Raw genomic sequence first — 18,877 nt, forward strand, 5'->3', positions numbered from 1 at the left:
GCTGGATATGCCACATAAAGTCAATCATGTGAGCGAGGCCGATCATGATATCGTGACCGCGGCCGTTGCGGCGGCCGAGGCGCATACTAGCGGCGAGATCGTCACCGTCGTCGCGGCGAAGTCGAACGATTATGACGATGTCGCGCTCGTCTGGGCCAGCGTCATCGCGTTCGTCGCGATGTCGGTGATCGCGCTGTTCCCCGACTTTTACCGCAGCCTCTATGACCGGCTCACCGGCGGCTGGGGGCATGAGCTCACCGCCAATCAGTGGCTTGGAACGGTGATTGCGGTGGGCGTGCTCAAATGGATCGGCATGTGGCTGATATTGCTGTGGCGCCCTCTACGGATGGCGCTGACCCCTCGCGCGATCAAGGCGCAGCGCGTCCGCGCCCGCGCAATCGACCTGTTCAAGGTCGGGACCGAGGCCAAGACGCTCGGCCGCACCGGCGTCCTCCTCTACCTCAGCCTCAACGAACATCGCGCCGACATCGTCGCCGACGAAGCGATCGCCGCAAAGGTCACCCCCGAAATCTGGGGCAACGCGATGGCCGGCCTGATCGAGCGCGTACGCGTCGGCAAGCCCGGTGAAGGCATGGCGGAGGCGGTGCGCCAGATGGGCATCGTGCTCGCCGAACATTTCCCCAAGGGCGATGAAAATCCCAACGAACTTCCCGACCGCCTGATCGAGATTTAAGCCCATCGTCATTGCGAGGGCCGAAGGCCCGTGGCAATCCAGAGCATTGCAAGGCAGCTCGATTGCTTCGCTCTGCTCGCAATGACGATAGGACAATTTTATGACCCGCCCCTCCCCCGACGCCCCCATCGAGACGCGGTGGGAAGGCCGCTTCATCTCCGTCAAGCAGCAGGGGACATGGGAATATGTCTCGCGCGCCCGCGGCATCCACGCCGCGGTCATCCTTGCGATCGACGAGGATAGCGACGGGCGTCACGTCATATTGGTCGAACAATATCGCGTGCCGCTGAAGGTGAATTGCCTTGAGCTGCCTGCGGGACTGGTCGGCGACGACACCGCAGGCGAAGCGTCCGAAATCGCGGCGCAGCGCGAACTCGAAGAGGAAACGGGCTATCGCGCCGACCATTGGCGCATCGTCGGCGAATTCTACAGCTCGCCCGGTATGGTCAGCGAAAGCTTCACACTCCTGGTCGCGACCGGATTGACCCGGGTCGGCGAAGGCGGCGGGGTCGATGGCGAAGACATCATCGTCCACCGTGTGCCGCTGGACGGCGTCGCCGATTTCGTCGCGGCCAAACGCGCCGAAGGCTGCGGGATCGATGTGCGCGTGGCGATGCTGCTGGCAGGCGGATTGTTGGCTGGATAGCCGGTTTCGAGCGGAAGCAGCCGCTTTCTATCATCGTCACCCCGGACTTGATCCGGGGTCTATAGCTACCGGAGCGTTAGTGGATCCCGGATCACGTCCGGGGTGACGAAAGCAGGAGCGGCCCTCGCACCCCTGCGCCATTTTTCAGGTCGGTGACTACCTCGCCCCGAAACGCCAGCGGAGCAGCGGGCGCGCGAGCAGCAAGCCCGCGAGGAAACCGCCGACATGCGCCCAGATCGCGACCGCACCAAAGCCGCCGCCGCCGGCGAAACCAAGCAGCAGTTGAAGGCCGATCCACGCCGCGGCGAGCCATAAAGCGCGCACCCAATGCCCCGGGATCGGGCCGATCGCGGAGGCCTGCGATCGGCTGAAGATCAGCGCATACACCGCGATCAGCGCCGATATCGCGCCGCTGGCGCCGATCATCGGCACCGCCGACTGCGGATCGGCAAGGAACTGCGCGAGCGCGCCGCCATAAGCGCCGGCGAGCAGCAGCACCGCCATCGCCTTCGCGCCCAGGGGAGCCTCGAGCTGGCGGCCGATGAAGAGCAGCACGATGACGTTGAAGACGATGTGCAGCACGCCGCCGTGCAGCAGCGCCGACGATAGCGGGGTCAGAATGAAGGGAACCATCGCCCCGGGAGGGAGGATCAGCTCATTGCCGAAACGCGCGGGAATGAACCCCGCGCGCACGATCGCGTCGACCTGAAATCCGGTGATCCACAACAAGGTGAAGACGATGACGCAGACGAGCGCATAGCCCGTGACCAGCGGCGCATCGTGCGGCTTCATCGTCAAAAACCCATCAGATGAATTCGATCTTCTTCACCAGATAATATTTGTCGCCCGCGGGCACGGTGACTTCGATCTCGTCGTCGACGCGGCGGCCGATCAGCGCGCGGCCGAGCGGCGAATTATAGCTGATCTTGCCGTCCTTGGCGTCGGCCTCGGCCTGACCCACGATCTGGTAACGCACCGGCTTCTCGTCTTCGTCGGCGAGCGTAACGGTCGCGCCGAACACGATGCGGTCGCCCGACAGCATCGTCGGGTCGATGACCTGCGCACGCGAGAGCTTGTCTTCGAGGTCGCCGATCGTCGCTTCGACCTGGCCCTGACGCTCCTTCGCGGCGTGATATTCGGCATTTTCCGAAAGGTCGCCATGCGCGCGCGCTTCCTCGATCGCATCGACGATCAACGGTCGCTCGGCTTTGAGTGCCGTGAGCTGCGTGCTCAGCTTCTCATAGCCTTCTGCCAGCATCGGCACCTTTTCAACGCTTGCCATTATCCTGTTGTCCTTCGTCAATAATCCAGCGCCAGCGAAGTTTCGCCGGGCGGCTGCGCCGCTGATCCGTCAATGTCGGGGGGTGGAGCGGTGGTTCAATAATAGTCCTGAAGCGGCTTCACTTCAAGAGAGTGCGAGCGGAGCGCCCCGATCGCCTGCGTCGATGCATCGCTCGCAGCAGCCGTCGTATAATAGGCGATGTCGGCCGCGAGCGCCGACGCGCGGATCGACTGCGAGTCCTGCAACGACTGCCACCCTTCGGTGGTGTTGAAGATCAGCTGCACATCGCCGTCCTTGATCCGGTCGACGATATGCGGACGGCCTTCGGCGACCTTGTTCACGCGCTCGACCTCGATGCCATTGGCCACGAGATAGTCGGCCGTGCCGCCAGTCGCGATCACCTGCCAGCCCCAGCCGGTCAGCTGACGCACCGCATCGAGAATGCGCGGCTTGTCGCTATCCTTCACCGACACGAACACGCGCCCGGTTGTGGGCAGGCGGTCGCCCGCGCCGAGCTGCGCCTTCGCGAAAGCGAGATTGAAATTGCTGTCGATTCCCATGACTTCGCCGGTGGACTTCATTTCGGGCGACAGCACCGGATCGGTACCGGGGAAGCGCGCGAAGGGGAAGACCGCTTCCTTGACCGCGACGTGCTTGATGTCGCGGTTGATCTTCGGCAGGTCGGCGAGCTTTTCGCCCGCCATCACGCGCGCCGCGATCTTGGCGATCGGTGAACCGACGGCCTTGGCGACGAAAGGCACGGTGCGGCTGGCGCGCGGGTTGACCTCGATCAGATAAACCTCGTCGCCCTTCACCGCGAACTGGATGTTCATCAGGCCGCGGACTTCCAACGCACGCGCGAGCGCTTCGGTCTGCCGCTCGATTTCGGCGACGATGTCGGCGGACAGGCTGTACGGCGGGATCGAGCAGGCGCTGTCACCCGAATGGACCCCGGCTTCCTCGATATGCTGGAGCACGCCCGCGACGACCACATCGATGCCGTCGCACAGCGCATCGACATCGACCTCGATTGCGTCGCGCAGATAGCGGTCGATCAGCACCGGCGAGTCGCCCGATACCTGCACCGCGGTCTCGATATAATTTTCGAGCTGCGCCTGATCGTCGACGATTTCCATCGCGCGGCCGCCGAGGACATAGGACGGACGCGTCAGCACCGGGTAACCGATGCGCGTCGCGACTGCGATCGCTTCCTCGCGGCTGCGCGCAATGCCGTTTTCGGGCTGTTTCAGGCCAAGCTTGTTCACAAGCGCCGCGAAACGCTCGCGATCTTCGGCCAGGTCGATCGCGTCGGGCGACGTGCCAAGGATCGGTATACCCGCGTCGGACAGCGCCTGCGCGAGCTTGAGCGGCGTCTGCCCGCCGAACTGGACAATCACCCCAACGAGCGTGCCCTTCGACTGCTCGACGTGCAGAATCTCGAGCACATCCTCAGCGGTCAGCGGTTCGAAATAGAGGCGGTCCGACGTGTCATAATCGGTCGACACCGTCTCCGGGTTGCAGTTGATCATGATCGTTTCATAGCCGGCCTCTTCGAGCGCGAAGCAGGCGTGGCAACAACAATAATCGAACTCGATCCCCTGCCCGATACGGTTCGGGCCGCCGCCGAGGATGACGACCTTCTGGCGATCCGACGGGTTCGCCTCATTCTCGGGCTCGCCGAAGGTCGGGGCTTCATAGGTCGAATAGAGATAGGGCGTCTTTGCCGCGAATTCGGCGGCGCAGGTGTCGATCATCTTGAACACCGGACGCACGCCGAGCTTGTGGCGCAGCGCGCGCACCTCGGCTTCGGTAACGCCGCCGGTCATCGCCTTCACCGCTTCGTGGATCAGCCCGCTGCCGCGCGCGGTCGCGCGGCGCGTGCCGGGGTGGAGGTTCGCCGACTGGAGCGCCAGATAGGCGAGCCGCTTGTCGGAGAAGCCCATCGCCTTCAATTTACGCAGCCCCTCGGCGTCGCGGGGCAGACCCTCGCGGCATACCTCCTGCTCGGCTTCGACGATCTCGGCGATGCGTTCGAGGAACCACATGTCGTAACCCGCAACGCGGTTGATCTCGGCAAGCGGCAGCCCTTCGCGGATCGCCTGCGCGGCGTTGAGCAGCCGGTCGGGGGTTGCTTTAGCGAGCTCGCTGCGCAGCTGGTCGTGCGTCGCGCCTTTGAGCCGGTCGACGAAGTTGAAGCCGCTAAGCCCCGTCTCCAGCCCGCGCAGCGCCTTTTGCAGGCTTTCGTGGATCGTGCGGCCGATCGCCATCACCTCGCCGACCGACTTCATCGCGGTCGACAGCGTCGCCTCGGCGCCCTTGAACTTTTCGAACGCGAAGCGCGGGATCTTGGTGACGACATAGTCGATCGTCGGTTCGAACGATGCGGGGGTGACCCCGGTGATATCGTTCATGATCTCGTCGAGCGTGTAGCCGACCGCGAGCTTCGCCGCGACCTTGGCGATCGGGAAGCCCGTCGCCTTCGACGCGAGCGCCGACGAGCGCGACACGCGCGGATTCATCTCGATCACGATCAGGCGGCCATCCTTCGGATTGACCGCGAACTGGACGTTCGACCCGCCGGTTTCGACCCCGATCTCGCGCAGCACCGCGATGCTCGCGTTACGCATGATCTGATATTCCTTGTCGGTCAGCGTCAGCGCCGGCGCGACGGTGATGCTGTCGCCCGTGTGGACGCCCATCGGATCGACATTTTCGATCGAGCAGATGATGATGCAATTGTCCTTGCGGTCGCGCACCACCTCCATCTCATATTCTTTCCAGCCGAGGAGCGATTCCTCGATCAGGACTTCGGTGGTCGGCGAGGCGATCAGGCCGCCGCGGACGATATGTTCGAACTCCTCGCGGTTATACGCGATGCCGCCGCCGGTGCCGCCCATGGTGAAGCTTGGGCGGATGATCGACGGCAGGCCCGTGCGTTCGAGCACCGCAAACGCCTCGTCGAGCGTGTGCGCAATGCCGCTGCGCGCGCTTTCCAGCCCGATCTTGTCCATCGCGTCGCGAAACTTGATGCGGTCCTCGGCCTTGTCGATCGCCTCGGCATCGGCGCCGATCATCTCGACGCCATATTTCTCCAGCGTCCCGTCGTTGAACAAAGCGAGCGCGGTGTTGAGCGCGGTCTGTCCGCCCATCGTCGGCAGGACGGCGTCGGGGCGCTCCTTCGCGATGATCTTCGCGACGATCTCGGGCGTGATCGGCTCCACGTACGTGGCGTCGGCGAGGTCGGGATCGGTCATGATCGTCGCCGGGTTGGAATTGACGAGGACGATGCGATAGCCCTCCTCCTTCAACGCCTTGATCGCCTGCGTCCCCGAATAGTCGAACTCGCACGCCTGACCGATAACGATCGGGCCGGCGCCGATGACGAGGATGGATTGGATGTCGGTTCTTTTGGGCATTATTTTGCTGTCTCTAAACTCTTGAAGAAGGTGGTGTCAGCGTCGCCGCGCAGCGGGTTTCCAAGGCCAGCGGAAAAGGCCCCATAAAGGTCTGACTTCACGCATCTGACCGTCGACAAATTATCTGAAGTTTCGGGAACTATAATGGCTTCGGAGTGCCAACGATATTCCACATGGACGAAGGAGTCCGTACAGGATTTAACGGCCTCCAGAAGTAGGTCCGGATCGCCCACGACTTTCCGGCGAAGTTTCGCAAACAACTTGATCGGCGGCTTACCCTCGCCTCGAATGGCACCCGGATAGCCCTGAACCCCGTCACCCTGCACGAACATCAGCGTTCTCGCATATTTCTTCCGCAACTCGCATATTTCTCCCCGTGTGTTGGAAACACATTTATCGAGGAAGAAGGCTTTGCCTTGAAGGCGCTTACCGCTGGGAGTCGAATAGGTCACATCGCGCCACGGATTTCCATATCCGCTAAATGCGGCATAGGAATAGACGGCGAGCGCGCCGATCAGAAATGAGAGCAGCAGGACTTTCATCCAAGGCCCTGCACGAACTTCTCGAACAGATAAAAGCTGTCCTGCGGCCCCGGGCTAGCCTCGGGGTGATATTGCACGCTGAACGCGTTCTTGCCCGTGATCGCGATGCCGCAGTTTGATCCGTCGAACAGGCTCTTGTGCGTTTCGACCACGCCCTTGGGCAGCGTCGCCGCGTCGACCGCGAAGCCGTGGTTCATGCTGGTGATCTCGACCACGCCGTCTTCGGCACGCTGCACCGGATGGTTCGCGCCGCGATGGCCCTGATGCATCTTCACCGTCTTGGCGCCCGCCGCGATACCGAGCATCTGGTGGCCGAGGCAGATGCCGAAGATCGGCACGTCGCGTTCGAGCAGCCCTTGGATCACCGGCACCGCATAGTCGCCCGTCGCGGCGGGATCGCCGGGGCCGTTCGACAGGAACACGCCCGCGGGCTGATGCCCCAGCACCTCGTCGAGGCTCGCGGTCGCGGGCACCACGGTGACGCGCGCGCCGGCTTTCACGAGGTTGCGGAAGATATTGTCCTTTGCGCCATAGTCGATCGCGACGACATGCGGCCGCTCGCCGCCCTCTTCGGTCGCATAGCCGTGGCCCAGCGTCCACGCGCCGCCGGTCCAGTCGCCGGTGTCGGTGCGGCTGACTTCCTTCGCGAGGTCCATACCCTCCAGCCCGGCCCAGCCGCGCGCCTTGGCAAGCAGTTCGTCGATGTCGAACTTGCCGTCGGGGCTATGAGCGATCACCCCGTTCGGCGCGCCCGCATCGCGGATGCGGCGGGTGAGCGCGCGCGTGTCGATCCCGGCCAGCCCGATCACGCCCTGCTCCGCCATCCATTCGGGCAGCGTCTGGACGCTGCGGAAGTTGCTCGGCTGCGTCGGCAGTTCGCGCGTGATCGCGCCGAGCGCACCGTGGACGCCGCGTTCCATATCCTCGGGGTTCGCGCCGACATTGCCGATATGCGGGAAGGTGAAGGTGACGATCTGGCCCGCATAGCTGGGGTCGGTCAGGATTTCCTGATAGCCCGTCATCGACGTATTGAAACAAATCTCGCCCACAGCGGCGCCGCTCGCGCCGTAACCCACGCCCCACAGGATCGTGCCATCGGCGAGGACAAGGACGCCAGTGGCGCCAGATGGCTGGCTTTTGGGCGCGGCAGAGGGGTTGGCTGGTGCCATTCAACATGCTCCGGACGGGGGGCTAAACGGCCGACCAAGTAGGCGCCAAAAAAGTGATTCACAAGCTATCGGATTAGGAAACTTCTCGCTAGAGAGGGCCTTTCCGAAATTTGCAGCGCATGGGGACACGTATGATTCGTGACGACATCAAGGCTGCGCAGGTGGCTGCGATGAAAAGCGGCGACAAGGCGCGGCTCGGCACCATCCGGCTGATGCTGGCCAAGATCAAGGACAAGGACATCGAGCTCCGCACCGGCACCGCGCCGGCCGACGACGATGTGCTCGTCACCGACGTCCTTCAGAAAATGGTCAAGCAGCGCCGCGAATCGATCACCATGTACGAGCAGGGCGGCCGCCAGGAACTCGCCGACATAGAGGCCGCCGAAGTCGTCGTGATCGAGGACTTCCTGCCCGCGCAGCTGAGCGACGATGAAGCGACCGCGGCGATCAAGGCGATCGTGGTGGAGCTGGGTGCCGAGAGCCTGAAGGATATGGGTAAGGTTATGGCCGCGGTGAAGGACCGGCTTGGGAGCCAGCTCGATATGAGCAAGGCGTCGGGCTGGGTGAAGGCGGCACTGTCCTGATCTTCGCCCCACTCGCCCGCTTGCGGGCGTGGGCGGGCGTGGGCATATTTCGACGATGAGCCTCACCCCGCAATGGCTGGACGAACTGCGATCGCGCGTCACGCTGTCGACCCTCATCGGGCGGACGGTGAAGGTCACGCGTGCGGGGCGCGAGTATAAGGCGTGCTGCCCCTTCCATAACGAGAAGACGCCCAGCTTCACGATCAACGACGAGAAGGGCTTCTACCACTGCTTTGGCTGCTCGGCGCATGGCGACGCGATCCGCTGGATGACCGACCAGCGCGGGCTGTCGTTCATGGATGCAGTGAAGGAGCTTGCCGCCGAGGCCGGGATGGAGGTCCCCGCCGCCGACCCGCGCGCCGCGAAAAAGGCCGAGGAGGCGGCGAGCCTCCGCGATGTCGTGCAGGGCGCCGCCGACTGGTTCACGCAGCAACTCGGCAGCAGCAACGGCGCCCCGGCGCGCGAATATCTCGCCAAGCGCGGCATTTCGGAGGCGACACGCAAGGCGTTTGGCTTCGGTCTCGCGCCCGATAGCCGCAGCGCGCTCAAAGAGGCGCTCAAGAAATTCCCGACCGCGATGCTCGTCGAATCGGGGATGCTGATCGCGGTCGACGACAAGGAACCTTACGACCGCTTCCGTGGCCGCTTGATGATCCCGATCCGCGACGCGCGTGGGCGCGTCATCGCGTTCGGCGGCCGCATACTCGGTGACGGCGAGCCCAAATATCTGAACTCGCCCGACACGCCCTTGTTCGACAAGGGCCGCGTCCTCTACAATATCGACAAGGCGTCGCCGGCGTCGCGGCAGACGAACCGGATCATCGTCGTCGAAGGCTATATGGACGTGATCGCGCTCGCCGAGGCGGGGATCGCCGACGCGGTCGCGCCGCTCGGTACCGCGCTGACCGAGGCGCAGCTTGGCCTCATCTGGCGGATGGTGCCGGTGCCGGTGCTCTGCTTCGACGGCGATGCCGCGGGACAGAAGGCCGCGATGCGCGCCGCGATGCGCGCGCTCCCCCTCCTCCGCCCCGGTTTCAGCCTCGCCTTTGCGACGCTGCCTGCGGGACAGGATCCCGACGATATCGTCCGCGCGCGCGGCGCCGATGGGTTCAACGCCATCCTCGACGAGACGCAGCCGCTCGTCGAACGGCTTTGGGCGCATGAGGTCGCGGCGGGGCCGCTCGCGACCCCCGAGGAACGCGCCGCGCTCAAGACCCGCCTGCTCGCCCACGCCGACGCGATCGAGGACGCCGACGTCCGCCACCATTATCGCGAGGCGTTCCGCGAGCGGCTCGATACGCTGTTCGCGCGCAAGCAACCCGAGCGCGCCCAGCGCCAGCCCTGGACGTCGAACCCGCCTCGGGGCGCTGGCAATCGACGCTTCGGCCCCGACCCGCGATTGCAACCTCCGGCCGACGAGACGCGTTCCATCGGGCAGGCCGGGATTTCGGCGCCTTATGTCGCGGCGCTGATCGGTGGATTGCTGCGTTACCCCGAGGCGCTCCGGCGCAACGAGGAGGCATTGACGCGGCTGCCGGTGAGCGATTCAAGCGACGCCGAACTGCTCGGCGTAATGCTTGACAGTGCAATGCGTCAGGAAGGGCTTGATTGCGAGGGGTTGCTTGCCATATTGGAGCCAATGAAAGTGTATAATAGGGCGATGACATTGCTCAGAGCCGACGGAATGCACTTCTCGTTCAATCGCAGGCTTGAAGGCGAAGAAGTTGATGCAATACGGGAAACCGCGTTGCGCGACCTTGATGAATATATCGGCGTGCTGGTCACCCAGCCGGAAATCCGCACCCGGCTTGCCGAAGCCACCGCGGATTACATGCGCTCGATGGACGATGAAGGCCATGCAAGGCAGCAAAAGCTGCGTGCGATGGACGAGGATTTGACCCGCCGCCTGTCCGCGCTGTCGGACAGCAGCGACCAGTAACGACCACTTTAATGCCCGCAGGCAGGAACAATATATGGCCACCAAAAGCACCGCAGCCGACACCGATACCGACACCGACGGTCCGCTGATCGACCTCAACGAGGCGGACGTCAAAAAGCTGATCGCGCGCGGCAAGAAGCGCGGTTACCTGACCTATGACGAGCTGAATGCGGCGCTGCCGCAGGACGAGATGTCGTCCGAGCAGATCGAGGATATCATGTCGGCGATCTCCGACATGGGCATCAACATCGTCGAAAGCGACGAGGATGTGCAGGAAGAGGCCGACGCCGAACCCGACGACGAAGTCGACGTCAGCGCCGGCACCGGTTCGGTTTCGAACCCGGCGATCGAAAAGAAGAAGGAAACGGTCGATCGCACCGACGATCCCGTTCGCATGTACCTGCGCGAAATGGGCGCGGTCGAGTTGCTCAGCCGCGAAGGCGAAATCGCGATCGCGAAGCGCATCGAGGCGGGCCGCGACACGATGATCCTCGGGCTTTGCGAAAGCCCGCTGACCTTCAACGCGATCATCGACTGGTCGACCGCGCTGAACAATGGCGACATGCAGCTGCGCGAGATCGTCGATCTCGAAGCGATGCTCTCGAAAGACCCCGTTCCCGAAAATCTCGAGGAAGAGGGCGCCGAGGACAACGGCGAAATCAGCGAAAAGACCGCCGGCGTCTCGTTCAAGGACGAGGACGAGGTCGAGGAAGAACCCGCGGCCGACGGCGACGACGAGGACGGCGAAGGCTCGTCGGGTAAGCGCGAGACCTTCGAAGAGGATGAGGAAGACAACACCCTCAGCCTCGCAGCGATGGAAGAGCTGCTGAAGCCCGACGCACTCGAAAAGTTCGCGAACATCACCAAGAGCTTCAAGGCCTTCTCCAAGCTGCAGGAAGCGCGGCTCGAGGCTTTGTCGACGGCGGGCGAATTCCCCTCGGCATCGGAAAAGAAATATCACAAGCTGCGCGAGGAACTCACCGCGCAGGTCGAGAGTGTGCAGTTCCACAACACGAAGATCGAATATCTCGTCGACCAGCTCTACAGCTATAACCGCCGCCTGACCGCACTCGGCGGCCAGATGCTGCGCCTTGCCGAGCGCCACAAGGTGCCGCGCAAGTCGTTCCTCGATAATTATGTCGGGCGCGAGCTTGAAGAAAATTGGATCGAGAGCGTCAGCGGGCTCGACAAGAAATGGGCCGCCTTCGCCGAGAATGAAGCCGGCGCGGTCGACCGCATCCGTATCGAAATCAGCGAAATCGCGCAGGCGGCAGGCATGAGCCTGACCGAATTCCGCCGCGTCGTGAACATGGTCCAGAAGGGCGAGCGCGAAGCGCGGATCGCCAAGAAGGAAATGGTCGAGGCGAACCTGCGCCTCGTGATCTCGATCGCCAAGAAATACACGAACCGCGGCCTGCAGTTCCTCGACCTCATTCAGGAAGGCAATATCGGCCTGATGAAGGCGGTCGACAAGTTCGAGTATCGCCGCGGCTACAAGTTCAGTACCTACGCGACCTGGTGGATCCGTCAGGCGATCACCCGCTCGATCGCCGACCAGGCGCGCACGATCCGTATCCCGGTCCATATGATCGAGACGATCAACAAGCTCGTGCGCTGCAGCCGCCAGTTCCTCCACGAAAGCGGCCGCGAGCCGACGCCGGAGGAGATGGCCGAGCGTCTGTCGATGCCGCTCGAAAAGGTCCGCAAGGTGATGAAGATCGCCAAGGAGCCGATCAGCCTCGAAACGCCGATCGGCGACGAGGAAGACAGCCACCTCGGCGATTTCATCGAGGACAAGAATGCGGTCATCCCGGTCGACGCTGCAGTCCAGTCGAACCTCAAGGAAACGGTCACCCGTGTCCTTGCGTCGCTCACCCCGCGCGAAGAGCGCGTGCTGCGCATGCGCTTCGGCATCGGGATGAACACCGACCACACCCTCGAAGAGGTGGGCCAGCAGTTCAGCGTGACGCGCGAACGTATTCGCCAGATCGAGGCGAAGGCGCTCCGCAAGCTGAAGCACCCCTCGCGCAGCCGCAAGATGCGCAGCTTCCTCGACCAGTAAGCCCTTCGGGTCTTCCGCACACCAGACGCCCCGCCCTCACCGGCGGGGTGTTTTGTTTTGCGCTTTCGATCAAAGCGTTGCCCGAATGCTGCGCTGCACAATTATTTTGCCGGCGATCTTTAAATCTTCATATTTGTCCACCAGATAGCGCTCGTCACGCGATGGGGGGGCTTCATGAGTGGTTCAGGTGCCCCCCATCAAATGGCAATCATTCCCACAAGATGGGGATTGATTCACGATCCGGAGCAGGCCGTTCAACGCGGCTGACACAAAAAAGCTCGGAAATCTGGGGCTCGCAAAAATTGGCACGACCTTTGCGATGCATTCGGCATCGGCGCGGGGCAGTGCCTGCAGCCAAAGGGAAAGACAAAAAAAGATGGAAAACGAAACCACCAACCTCTTCCGCCGCCGGGATACCTTCTTCGGTATCTGCGAGGCCGTTGGCCAGGATTTTGGCTTCAACCCGCTGTGGCTGCGCCTCGCCTTCGTGGCGCCGCTCTTCTTCTTCCCGGTCCAGACCTTCATCGGCTATTTCGCCCTTGGCCTGGCCGTCCTCACATCGCGCCTGATCTTCCCCGCAAAGGCGGCTGCCCAGCCCATGCCGAACGCGATCGACGTCGCCGCGCCGCAGATTGAAAAAACCGGGGAACTCGCCCTCGCAGCTTAAGCGCAACCGGCCGGACGCCCTCTCCTTCTAAGTCCGGCCAACCCCCGTCCTTTATGGCGTCCACTGGTGCCATAGATCGGACCGGCAAGCTTCTCCCCGGGGCTTGCCGGTCCCTTTGCTTTTATTCCCGATTGCCTTGTTTCCCGAACGTTTTGTCCCCGGCTGGAACAGTCATGGACAAATCGGGGGCAAATCAATCGCCACGCATAAACGCGTCGTTTACGACGTTGATCTATGACCGATCGCTGTAATTCCATTGGCTTGGGCGCCGGCGCCCCGCCACAGCGAGGATCAAGCCTTGAGCCAGTCGCCCCAGCCCCAAGCACAGACGCGCGGCGTCGCCGAATTGCTCGATGCGCTGGTCGCCAGCGACGGCACCGGCGCGCATCCGCACGTCCGCTCGGGCGCACTGTCGAGCGGGCCCGAAGCGATGCGCAACCTCGCCGACGCGGTGCATTTTCTCTGCCTGCTCCACGGCCGTTATCCGGGCGTGATCGACAATGCCGCGCGCAAGGCGGTCGACCCCGCGTCGCGCCAGTGGATGGGTGAAGCGGCCGACGCTTTCGTCCAGGAACGCGCCTTCCTGACCAAGATCGCCTCGGCGGTCGGCCCGGTGCCGAGCACGCAGGGGCAGGCGCAATGCGAGGCCGCAGTCGCCGCGCAGCGCAAGGCGATCGACATGCTTGCCGAGTCGGACCGCCACGGCTGCGCGCTCGGCGCGGCGATCGCGCTGACGCTCGATTGGCGGACGATCCGCGTCCTGCTCGACATCAGCGCGCTGCGGCTCGACCTCAGCCCACCGACCTGCACCCTTCCCGACCTTCGCGAAACCGCCCGGCTCGCCGCAACCGTCGGCGGAACGCCTGCGGTGGAACGCGCGATGGTGTTCGGTGCACAGCAGCTGATCACCCAGCACAGCGGCCTGTGGGACCTGATGGCGGCACGCGCCGCCAGCCGCCTGCATCCTTAAATAACGAGCAACTGGACGCGTTAAGTTCCCCCTCCCCAAGCGGAAGGGGAGAAGAAGCGTCCGCTTGCACCGCTCCGCCACCCCCGCTATGCCCGCTTGACGTTCACGTTAAGGGAAAGAGCCGATGCGTTTCGAAGGCACCAGCGCCTATATCGCCACCGACGACCTGAAGGTCGCGGTCAACGCCGCGACCCTGCTGCGCCGCCCCTTGCTCGTGAAGGGCGAACCCGGCACCGGCAAGACCGTGCTCGCCGAGGAGATCGCCAAGGCATTCGATGCGCCGCTCATCACATGGAACATCAAATCGACCACGAAAGCCCAACAGGGCCTGTATGAATATGACGCGGTTGCGCGCCTGCGCGACGGTCAGCTCGGCGAAGAGCGCGTCCACGACATCCGCAACTATATCCGCAAGGGCAAATTGTGGGAGGCGTTCACTTCGCCCAAGCTGCCCGTGCTGCTGATCGACGAGATCGACAAGGCCGACATCGAATTCCCGAACGACCTGCTCCAGGAACTCGATCGCATGGCCTTCCATGTCTACGAGACCGACGAGACGGTGACCGCGAAGGAACGCCCGATCGTCGTCATCACCTCGAACAACGAGAAAGAACTGCCCGACGCCTTCCTACGTCGCTGTTTCTTCCACTATATCAAATTCCCCGACCGCGACACGATGGCCGAAATCGTCGAGGTCCATTTCCCCGGCATCCAGAAGACGCTCGTCAGCCGCGCGATGGATATCTTCTACGAAGTCCGTGAAGTCCCGGGGCTCAAGAAGAAACCGTCGACGAGCGAGTTGATCGACTGGCTCAAGCTGCTGCTCAACGAGGACATGCCGCTCGAAGTGCTGCAGAACCGCGACGTCGGCAAGGCGATCCCGCCGCTCCACGGCGCGCTGCTCAAAAATGAGCAGGATGTGATGCTGTTCGAAAAGCTGGCGTTTATGGCGCGCCGTCAGGGCAGTTGAATTATCGTCATCCCAGCGAAAGCTGGGACCGCTATCGACCAGGCGCTCCCGGTTGAGCGATCCCAGCCTTCGCTGGGATGACGCCTATAATTGATACGCCACCTCGACATCGCCCCAACGGCGGCCGTTGATGATCGCGGGCATATAGACGTTGCGCACGGTCACGTAATTGATGCCGTCGCCTTCCTGCCGATAGACCGTCATGAAAAAGGGCGCGGTGCTGCGCTTCGCCGCGGCGTCGACCCCGTCATAGAGGATGCGGCCGTTGCGGCAATGCGCGGTGTCATGCTCGAGGTCGCCGGTCGGCGCGCGCGAGCATTCGGTGATATGCGTCGGCAGGAAGCCGTTCATGTCGCCCGCCGACGACATCTTGATCTCGGGATGCTGCGCCACGATGCGGTCGAACAACGGGCGCCAGTGCGCATCGGCCCAGTCACAGAGTGACGTGCGAAAACGTTCGGGGTTCGAATTCGGCACGCGCACATAATTGGTATCGAACAGCTGCTCCATCGACAGCTCGCCATGCGCGACCGCGCGTTCGGCCAGCCCGATGAATTCGTCGCGCACCTTCGCCGCCAGGGCGACGATCGCCGAATCCTGCGGGCTGACCCCCGCCGAGATCACCGCGTTGAACATGCGGTTCGACACATGCTCCATCGACAGGATCGAATCGCGCGTGCCCACCAGAGTCGAACTATTGTCGCGCACCGAAGTGACGACGCCGTCGAGCGCCTCACGCACCTTCGCGCCATTCGCATGCACCATCGCGCTCGATTGCGCGATGCGGTCGCTCTGGTCATCGAGCAGCGCGACGAGGTGCGTCGCATCGTGCAACGCGTCGGTGATCGTTTCGAACTGCGCCTCGGCGCGGCTCGACTGTTCGACGCCCGACTGGATTTCGGTTACGAGCCCGCTCGCCTCGGCGGCGAGGCTGCCGATGCTGCGGCGGATCTCGTCGGTCGCGCCGCGCGTGTTCTGCGCCAGCTTCTTCACCTCGGCGGCAACGACCGCAAAGGTGCGGCCGGCATCGCCCGCGCGTTCGGCCTCGATCGCAGCGTTCAAAGCGAGCATATTCGTCGTTTTGGCGATCTGTTCGATCGACTGGCTGACCTGCTGCACCTGTTCCATCACCGCGGCGAAGTTGGTGACATGCTGGCCTAGCCGCGCAACGAGGTCGATGACCGAACGGAATTCGGAGACCGCAGCATTGACGCGTTCGGCGCCGGTGTCGAGCTGTTCGCACGCGCGCGCCGACAACAGCTTCGCCTCATCGGTCGAATCGGCGATCTGGCGCTGGTCGGCCTCGAGGCTGACGACATATTCCTCGAGCCGCCCGAGTTCGGCGATCTGGCGATCCATCTGGTCGGTCGCCCGCTCGATGCGGCCCGCGGCGTCGCTGCAACCGACGGCAAGCTCGCCGCAGTCGCTTGCGACCGACTGATCGAGTATCGGCGCCGCCGGATTGATCGGATCATATTTCATTGGCTTGCCCACGTCCCTGAATGATCGAGGAGATATGGCGGACAATGATTAACGGCGCGTCAATTTCGCGGCTTGATCGCGGGATCGAAGGCGCATTGCACACCGTCCGGCGACGCGTTACGCCTTCGGACGGGCTGTTGGGGAATACGGGGGAAATATCATGCGTCTTTGGCCGGTTCTGGCGGCGGTCGCCGTAACAGTCGCGCTGCCCGCAGGGGCGCAGGAAACTGTCGGCGGTCATCGCATCATCCGCACCGCGGACCCCGCAATCTGGTCGGGCAGCGAGACGAGCGGGCCGATCACCCATATCGCAACGGGCACCGTCTTTCCCGAAAGCATCGACGGCTTTCAGCGCACCAGCCTGATGGCCGTCGACAATGGCAATGACGTCATGCTGCATTATAGGCTGAAGCGCGAAGCGGCCTCGACCGAGATTTCGGCGTTCCTGTTCCAGCGCGGCGACCTTGCCGAGCATCGGCTGAAGGGGGCGATTGCCTCGCTCGGCCATGGCCGCGACGTGATGACATTTCTGTGGGCCGATGGCCCCTTCGATATCGAAGCACCGCAGAAGCTACGGGGCTTCAAGGCCACCTACAAGGTCGGTATCGGCGGCGACACGCTGCTCGAATATCTCTATTTCATCGAATTGGGGAAATGGACCGCGAAAGTGCGGGCAACGCTTCCCGCATCGAAGGAACCCGCCGAGGAAGGCCAGATCGACGCTTTCGTCCGTGCGCTTCCCTGGGCGTCGATTTTGGCCGCGAACGGCGCTTGCAGCGGTTCGGCCTGTGACGGCGAGCAGGCAATGCCCTTCAACAACCATATGGCCGAGATGTTCCTGTCGAAGATCGTCGCGAGCGGTCAGGGCAAGGCATTGCTGGGCGATGCGGCAGAGCCCGTTTATGCGCGCGAAGCGGGCGGAAAACGCTGGACGCTCTATCCGCTCGACGAAAAGATAATACCGTTGTTCGCGGAGGCGTTCGGCCGGATTTCCGCACGCGCGCCGCTTTACAGCTTGTCGTGGTCGGCGAAGAAGGAAAGCGGCGTCGTCCGCTTCTTTGCCGGCAAGCCCGGCGAAGAGGCCTTCGCCGCAACGGTCGACAGCCTCGTCGCGCATCCCGAAACATCGGCTTTCATCGCGCCGGCCGATGCGGCGGCCTACGCGCCCGATTGACGTTCGGGCCGACAGTCATCGGCAGGGGGCAGCTTTACGTTCACGTAAAGTGATTGCACGCGCCGCGCGAACGCGATACGCCTGCCCCATGTTTTTCGGCTTTCTCGACGAGCTTCGCGCCGCGGGCATCCCCGCCAGCCTGAAAGAGCATCTGATGCTGCTGGAGGCGCTCGACCGCGAGGTGATCGATCGCAGCCCCGAGCAATTCTATTACCTGTCCCGCGCGATTTACGTGAAGGACGAGGGCCTGCTCGACCGTTTCGACCAGGTGTTCAACAAGGTCTTCAAGGGCATCATTTCGGACTATGGCCAAAACCCGGTCGACGTCCCCGCCGACTGGCTGAAGGCGGTCGCCGAGAAATTCCTGACACCCGAAGAAATGGCGGCGATCGAGTCGCTCGGCGACTGGGACAAGATCATGGAGACGCTGAAGGAGCGGCTCGAGGAACAGCAGAAGCGCCATGAGGGCGGCAGCAAGTGGATCGGCACCGGCGGCACCTCGCCCTTCGGCAATTCGGGCTATAATCCCGAGGGGGTGCGGATCGGCGGCGAGAGCAAGCACAAGCGCGCGCTGAAGGTCTGGGAAAAGCGCGAGTTCCAGAATCTGGACAACACCAAGGAACTCGGCACCCGCAACATCAAGATCGCGCTCCGCCGCCTGCGCAAGTTCGCGCGCGAGGGTGCGGCCGACGAACTCGACATTCCGGGCACGATTGATGGGACGGCTCGACAAGGCTGGCTCGACATCAAGATGCGCCCCGAACGGCGCAACGCGGTCAAGCTGCTGCTGTTCCTCGACGTCGGCGGATCGATGGACCCGTTCATCAAGCTCTGCGAGGAATTGTTCAGCGCGGCGACGACCGAGTTCAAGAATCTCGAATTCTTCTATTTCCACAACTGCCCCTATGAGGGCGTGTGGAAAGACAACAAGCGCCGCTGGTCCGAACGCCACCAGATGTGGGACATCCTCCATAAATATGGCCATGATTATAAGGTCATCTTCGTCGGCGATGCATCGATGAGCGCCTATGAAATCACCCATCCGGGCGGCAGCGTCGAACATTTCAACGAGGAATCGGGCGCGGTTTGGCTCGGGCGCATCACCCACGTCTATCCCGCCGCAGTGTGGCTCAATCCCGTGCCCGAGGCTCATTGGGGCTACACCCAGTCGGTGAAACTGATCAAACAGTTGATGAACGACCGCATGTACCCGCTCAGCCTCGCCGGGCTGGACGACGCGATGCGCGAGCTGACGCGAAAGCATTGACGCGGCGTGGGCG

The 18,877-nt window shown here is 63.2% G+C and carries 16 protein-coding genes; 10 read left to right on the forward strand and 6 right to left on the reverse strand.

Annotated elements, in window-relative coordinates; genetic code table 11:
• The first annotated feature begins 7 nt into the window (after window positions 1-7).
• Window positions 8-694 (forward strand): TPM domain-containing protein, encoded by a 687-nt coding sequence (locus tag ASD73_RS03395; RefSeq protein ID WP_056369133.1) that lies wholly within the window; start codon window positions 8-10, stop codon window positions 692-694.
• 100 nt (window positions 695-794) lie between these two features.
• On the forward strand, window positions 795-1,340 hold the full coding sequence (locus tag ASD73_RS03400) for an NUDIX hydrolase (protein WP_056369131.1): 546 nt from the start codon (window positions 795-797) through the stop codon (window positions 1,338-1,340).
• A gap of 156 nt (window positions 1,341-1,496) precedes the next feature.
• Here the strand turns inward: ASD73_RS03400 and ASD73_RS03405 are convergent, their stop codons facing one another.
• The 5 genes from ASD73_RS03405 to carA all read right to left on the reverse strand — a co-directional run bounded on the left by ASD73_RS03405 (window position 1,497) and on the right by carA (window position 7,749).
• Window positions 1,497-2,132 carry a rhomboid family intramembrane serine protease gene (locus ASD73_RS03405; protein WP_056369129.1) on the reverse strand — a complete coding sequence of 212 codons (636 nt, stop codon included), beginning with the start codon at window positions 2,130-2,132 and terminating at the stop codon, window positions 1,497-1,499.
• A 13-nt stretch (window positions 2,133-2,145) separates the two neighbouring features.
• Window positions 2,146-2,622, reverse strand: coding sequence for a transcription elongation factor GreA (gene greA, locus ASD73_RS03410; RefSeq protein ID WP_056369124.1), 477 nt, complete (start codon window positions 2,620-2,622; stop codon window positions 2,146-2,148).
• Between the two features lie 95 nt (window positions 2,623-2,717).
• Complete coding sequence (gene carB, locus ASD73_RS03415; protein WP_056369122.1) at window positions 2,718-6,038, reverse strand: carbamoyl-phosphate synthase large subunit; 3,321 nt, start codon at window positions 6,036-6,038, stop codon at window positions 2,718-2,720.
• The gene (locus tag ASD73_RS03420) at window positions 6,038-6,580 is read right to left on the reverse strand and encodes a hypothetical protein (protein WP_056369121.1); all 543 of its coding nucleotides are present in this window, start codon (window positions 6,578-6,580) and stop codon (window positions 6,038-6,040) included. Before ASD73_RS03420 ends, carB begins: the two co-directional genes overlap by 1 nt.
• Window positions 6,577-7,749, reverse strand: a complete 1,173-nt coding sequence (gene carA, locus ASD73_RS03425; protein ID WP_056369119.1) for a glutamine-hydrolyzing carbamoyl-phosphate synthase small subunit — start codon at window positions 7,747-7,749, stop codon at window positions 6,577-6,579. Before carA ends, ASD73_RS03420 begins: the two co-directional genes overlap by 4 nt.
• A gap of 131 nt (window positions 7,750-7,880) precedes the next feature.
• On the opposite strand from carA, the gene ASD73_RS03430 reads away from it, so the two are divergent.
• The 6 genes from ASD73_RS03430 (at window position 7,881) to ASD73_RS03455 (ending at window position 14,941) form a co-directional block, all read left to right on the forward strand.
• On the forward strand, window positions 7,881-8,333 hold the full coding sequence (locus ASD73_RS03430; protein ID WP_056369117.1) for a GatB/YqeY domain-containing protein: 453 nt from the start codon (window positions 7,881-7,883) through the stop codon (window positions 8,331-8,333).
• A gap of 55 nt (window positions 8,334-8,388) precedes the next feature.
• Window positions 8,389-10,272 (forward strand): DNA primase, encoded by a 1,884-nt coding sequence (gene dnaG / locus ASD73_RS03435; RefSeq protein WP_056369116.1) that lies wholly within the window; start codon window positions 8,389-8,391, stop codon window positions 10,270-10,272.
• A 34-nt stretch (window positions 10,273-10,306) separates the two neighbouring features.
• Window positions 10,307-12,334, forward strand: a complete 2,028-nt coding sequence (gene rpoD / locus ASD73_RS03440) for an RNA polymerase sigma factor RpoD (protein WP_056369115.1) — start codon at window positions 10,307-10,309, stop codon at window positions 12,332-12,334.
• A 376-nt stretch (window positions 12,335-12,710) separates the two neighbouring features.
• Entirely contained in the window at window positions 12,711-13,001 is a 291-nt protein-coding gene (locus tag ASD73_RS03445) for a PspC domain-containing protein (protein WP_056370338.1), read from the forward strand.
• A gap of 298 nt (window positions 13,002-13,299) precedes the next feature.
• Window positions 13,300-13,971 (forward strand): DUF6975 family protein, encoded by a 672-nt coding sequence (locus ASD73_RS03450; RefSeq protein WP_056370336.1) that lies wholly within the window; start codon window positions 13,300-13,302, stop codon window positions 13,969-13,971.
• Between the two features lie 124 nt (window positions 13,972-14,095).
• Window positions 14,096-14,941 carry an AAA family ATPase gene (locus ASD73_RS03455; protein WP_056369114.1) on the forward strand — a complete coding sequence of 282 codons (846 nt, stop codon included), beginning with the start codon at window positions 14,096-14,098 and terminating at the stop codon, window positions 14,939-14,941.
• An 84-nt stretch (window positions 14,942-15,025) separates the two neighbouring features.
• Here ASD73_RS03455 and ASD73_RS03460 read toward each other — a convergent pair whose 3' ends face one another.
• Window positions 15,026-16,423, reverse strand: a complete 1,398-nt coding sequence (locus ASD73_RS03460; protein ID WP_056369113.1) for a methyl-accepting chemotaxis protein — start codon at window positions 16,421-16,423, stop codon at window positions 15,026-15,028.
• Between the two features lie 160 nt (window positions 16,424-16,583).
• On the opposite strand from ASD73_RS03460, the gene ASD73_RS03465 reads away from it, so the two are divergent.
• Together ASD73_RS03465 and ASD73_RS03470 are read left to right on the forward strand one after the other, a co-directional pair.
• Entirely contained in the window at window positions 16,584-17,597 is a 1,014-nt protein-coding gene (locus ASD73_RS03465) for a hypothetical protein (protein ID WP_056369110.1), read from the forward strand.
• Window positions 17,598-17,685: 88 nt separating this feature from the next.
• Window positions 17,686-18,864, forward strand: coding sequence for a vWA domain-containing protein (locus tag ASD73_RS03470; protein WP_056369108.1), 1,179 nt, complete (start codon window positions 17,686-17,688; stop codon window positions 18,862-18,864).
• Window positions 18,865-18,877 lie beyond the last annotated feature (13 nt).

Origin of the sequence: Sphingopyxis sp. Root154 (assembly GCF_001427105.1) — a bacterium.
Taxonomy (GTDB): domain Bacteria; phylum Pseudomonadota; class Alphaproteobacteria; order Sphingomonadales; family Sphingomonadaceae; genus Sphingopyxis.

Coding starts and splice junctions, on each gene's coding strand:
- ASD73_RS03395 (WP_056369133.1), top strand. CDS start 8: ATGCCACATAAAGTCAATCATGTGAGCGAGGCCGATCATGATATCGTG.
- ASD73_RS03400 (WP_056369131.1), top strand. CDS start 795: ATGACCCGCCCCTCCCCCGACGCCCCCATCGAGACGCGGTGGGAAGGC.
- ASD73_RS03405 (WP_056369129.1), bottom strand. CDS start 2,132: ATGAAGCCGCACGATGCGCCGCTGGTCACGGGCTATGCGCTCGTCTGC.
- greA (WP_056369124.1), bottom strand. CDS start 2,622: ATGGCAAGCGTTGAAAAGGTGCCGATGCTGGCAGAAGGCTATGAGAAG.
- carB (WP_056369122.1), bottom strand. CDS start 6,038: ATGCCCAAAAGAACCGACATCCAATCCATCCTCGTCATCGGCGCCGGC.
- ASD73_RS03420 (WP_056369121.1), bottom strand. CDS start 6,580: ATGAAAGTCCTGCTGCTCTCATTTCTGATCGGCGCGCTCGCCGTCTAT.
- carA (WP_056369119.1), bottom strand. CDS start 7,749: ATGGCACCAGCCAACCCCTCTGCCGCGCCCAAAAGCCAGCCATCTGGC.
- ASD73_RS03430 (WP_056369117.1), top strand. CDS start 7,881: ATGATTCGTGACGACATCAAGGCTGCGCAGGTGGCTGCGATGAAAAGC.
- dnaG (WP_056369116.1), top strand. CDS start 8,389: ATGAGCCTCACCCCGCAATGGCTGGACGAACTGCGATCGCGCGTCACG.
- rpoD (WP_056369115.1), top strand. CDS start 10,307: ATGGCCACCAAAAGCACCGCAGCCGACACCGATACCGACACCGACGGT.
- ASD73_RS03445 (WP_056370338.1), top strand. CDS start 12,711: ATGGAAAACGAAACCACCAACCTCTTCCGCCGCCGGGATACCTTCTTC.
- ASD73_RS03455 (WP_056369114.1), top strand. CDS start 14,096: ATGCGTTTCGAAGGCACCAGCGCCTATATCGCCACCGACGACCTGAAG.
- ASD73_RS03460 (WP_056369113.1), bottom strand. CDS start 16,423: ATGAAATATGATCCGATCAATCCGGCGGCGCCGATACTCGATCAGTCG.
- ASD73_RS03465 (WP_056369110.1), top strand. CDS start 16,584: ATGCGTCTTTGGCCGGTTCTGGCGGCGGTCGCCGTAACAGTCGCGCTG.
- ASD73_RS03470 (WP_056369108.1), top strand. CDS start 17,686: ATGTTTTTCGGCTTTCTCGACGAGCTTCGCGCCGCGGGCATCCCCGCC.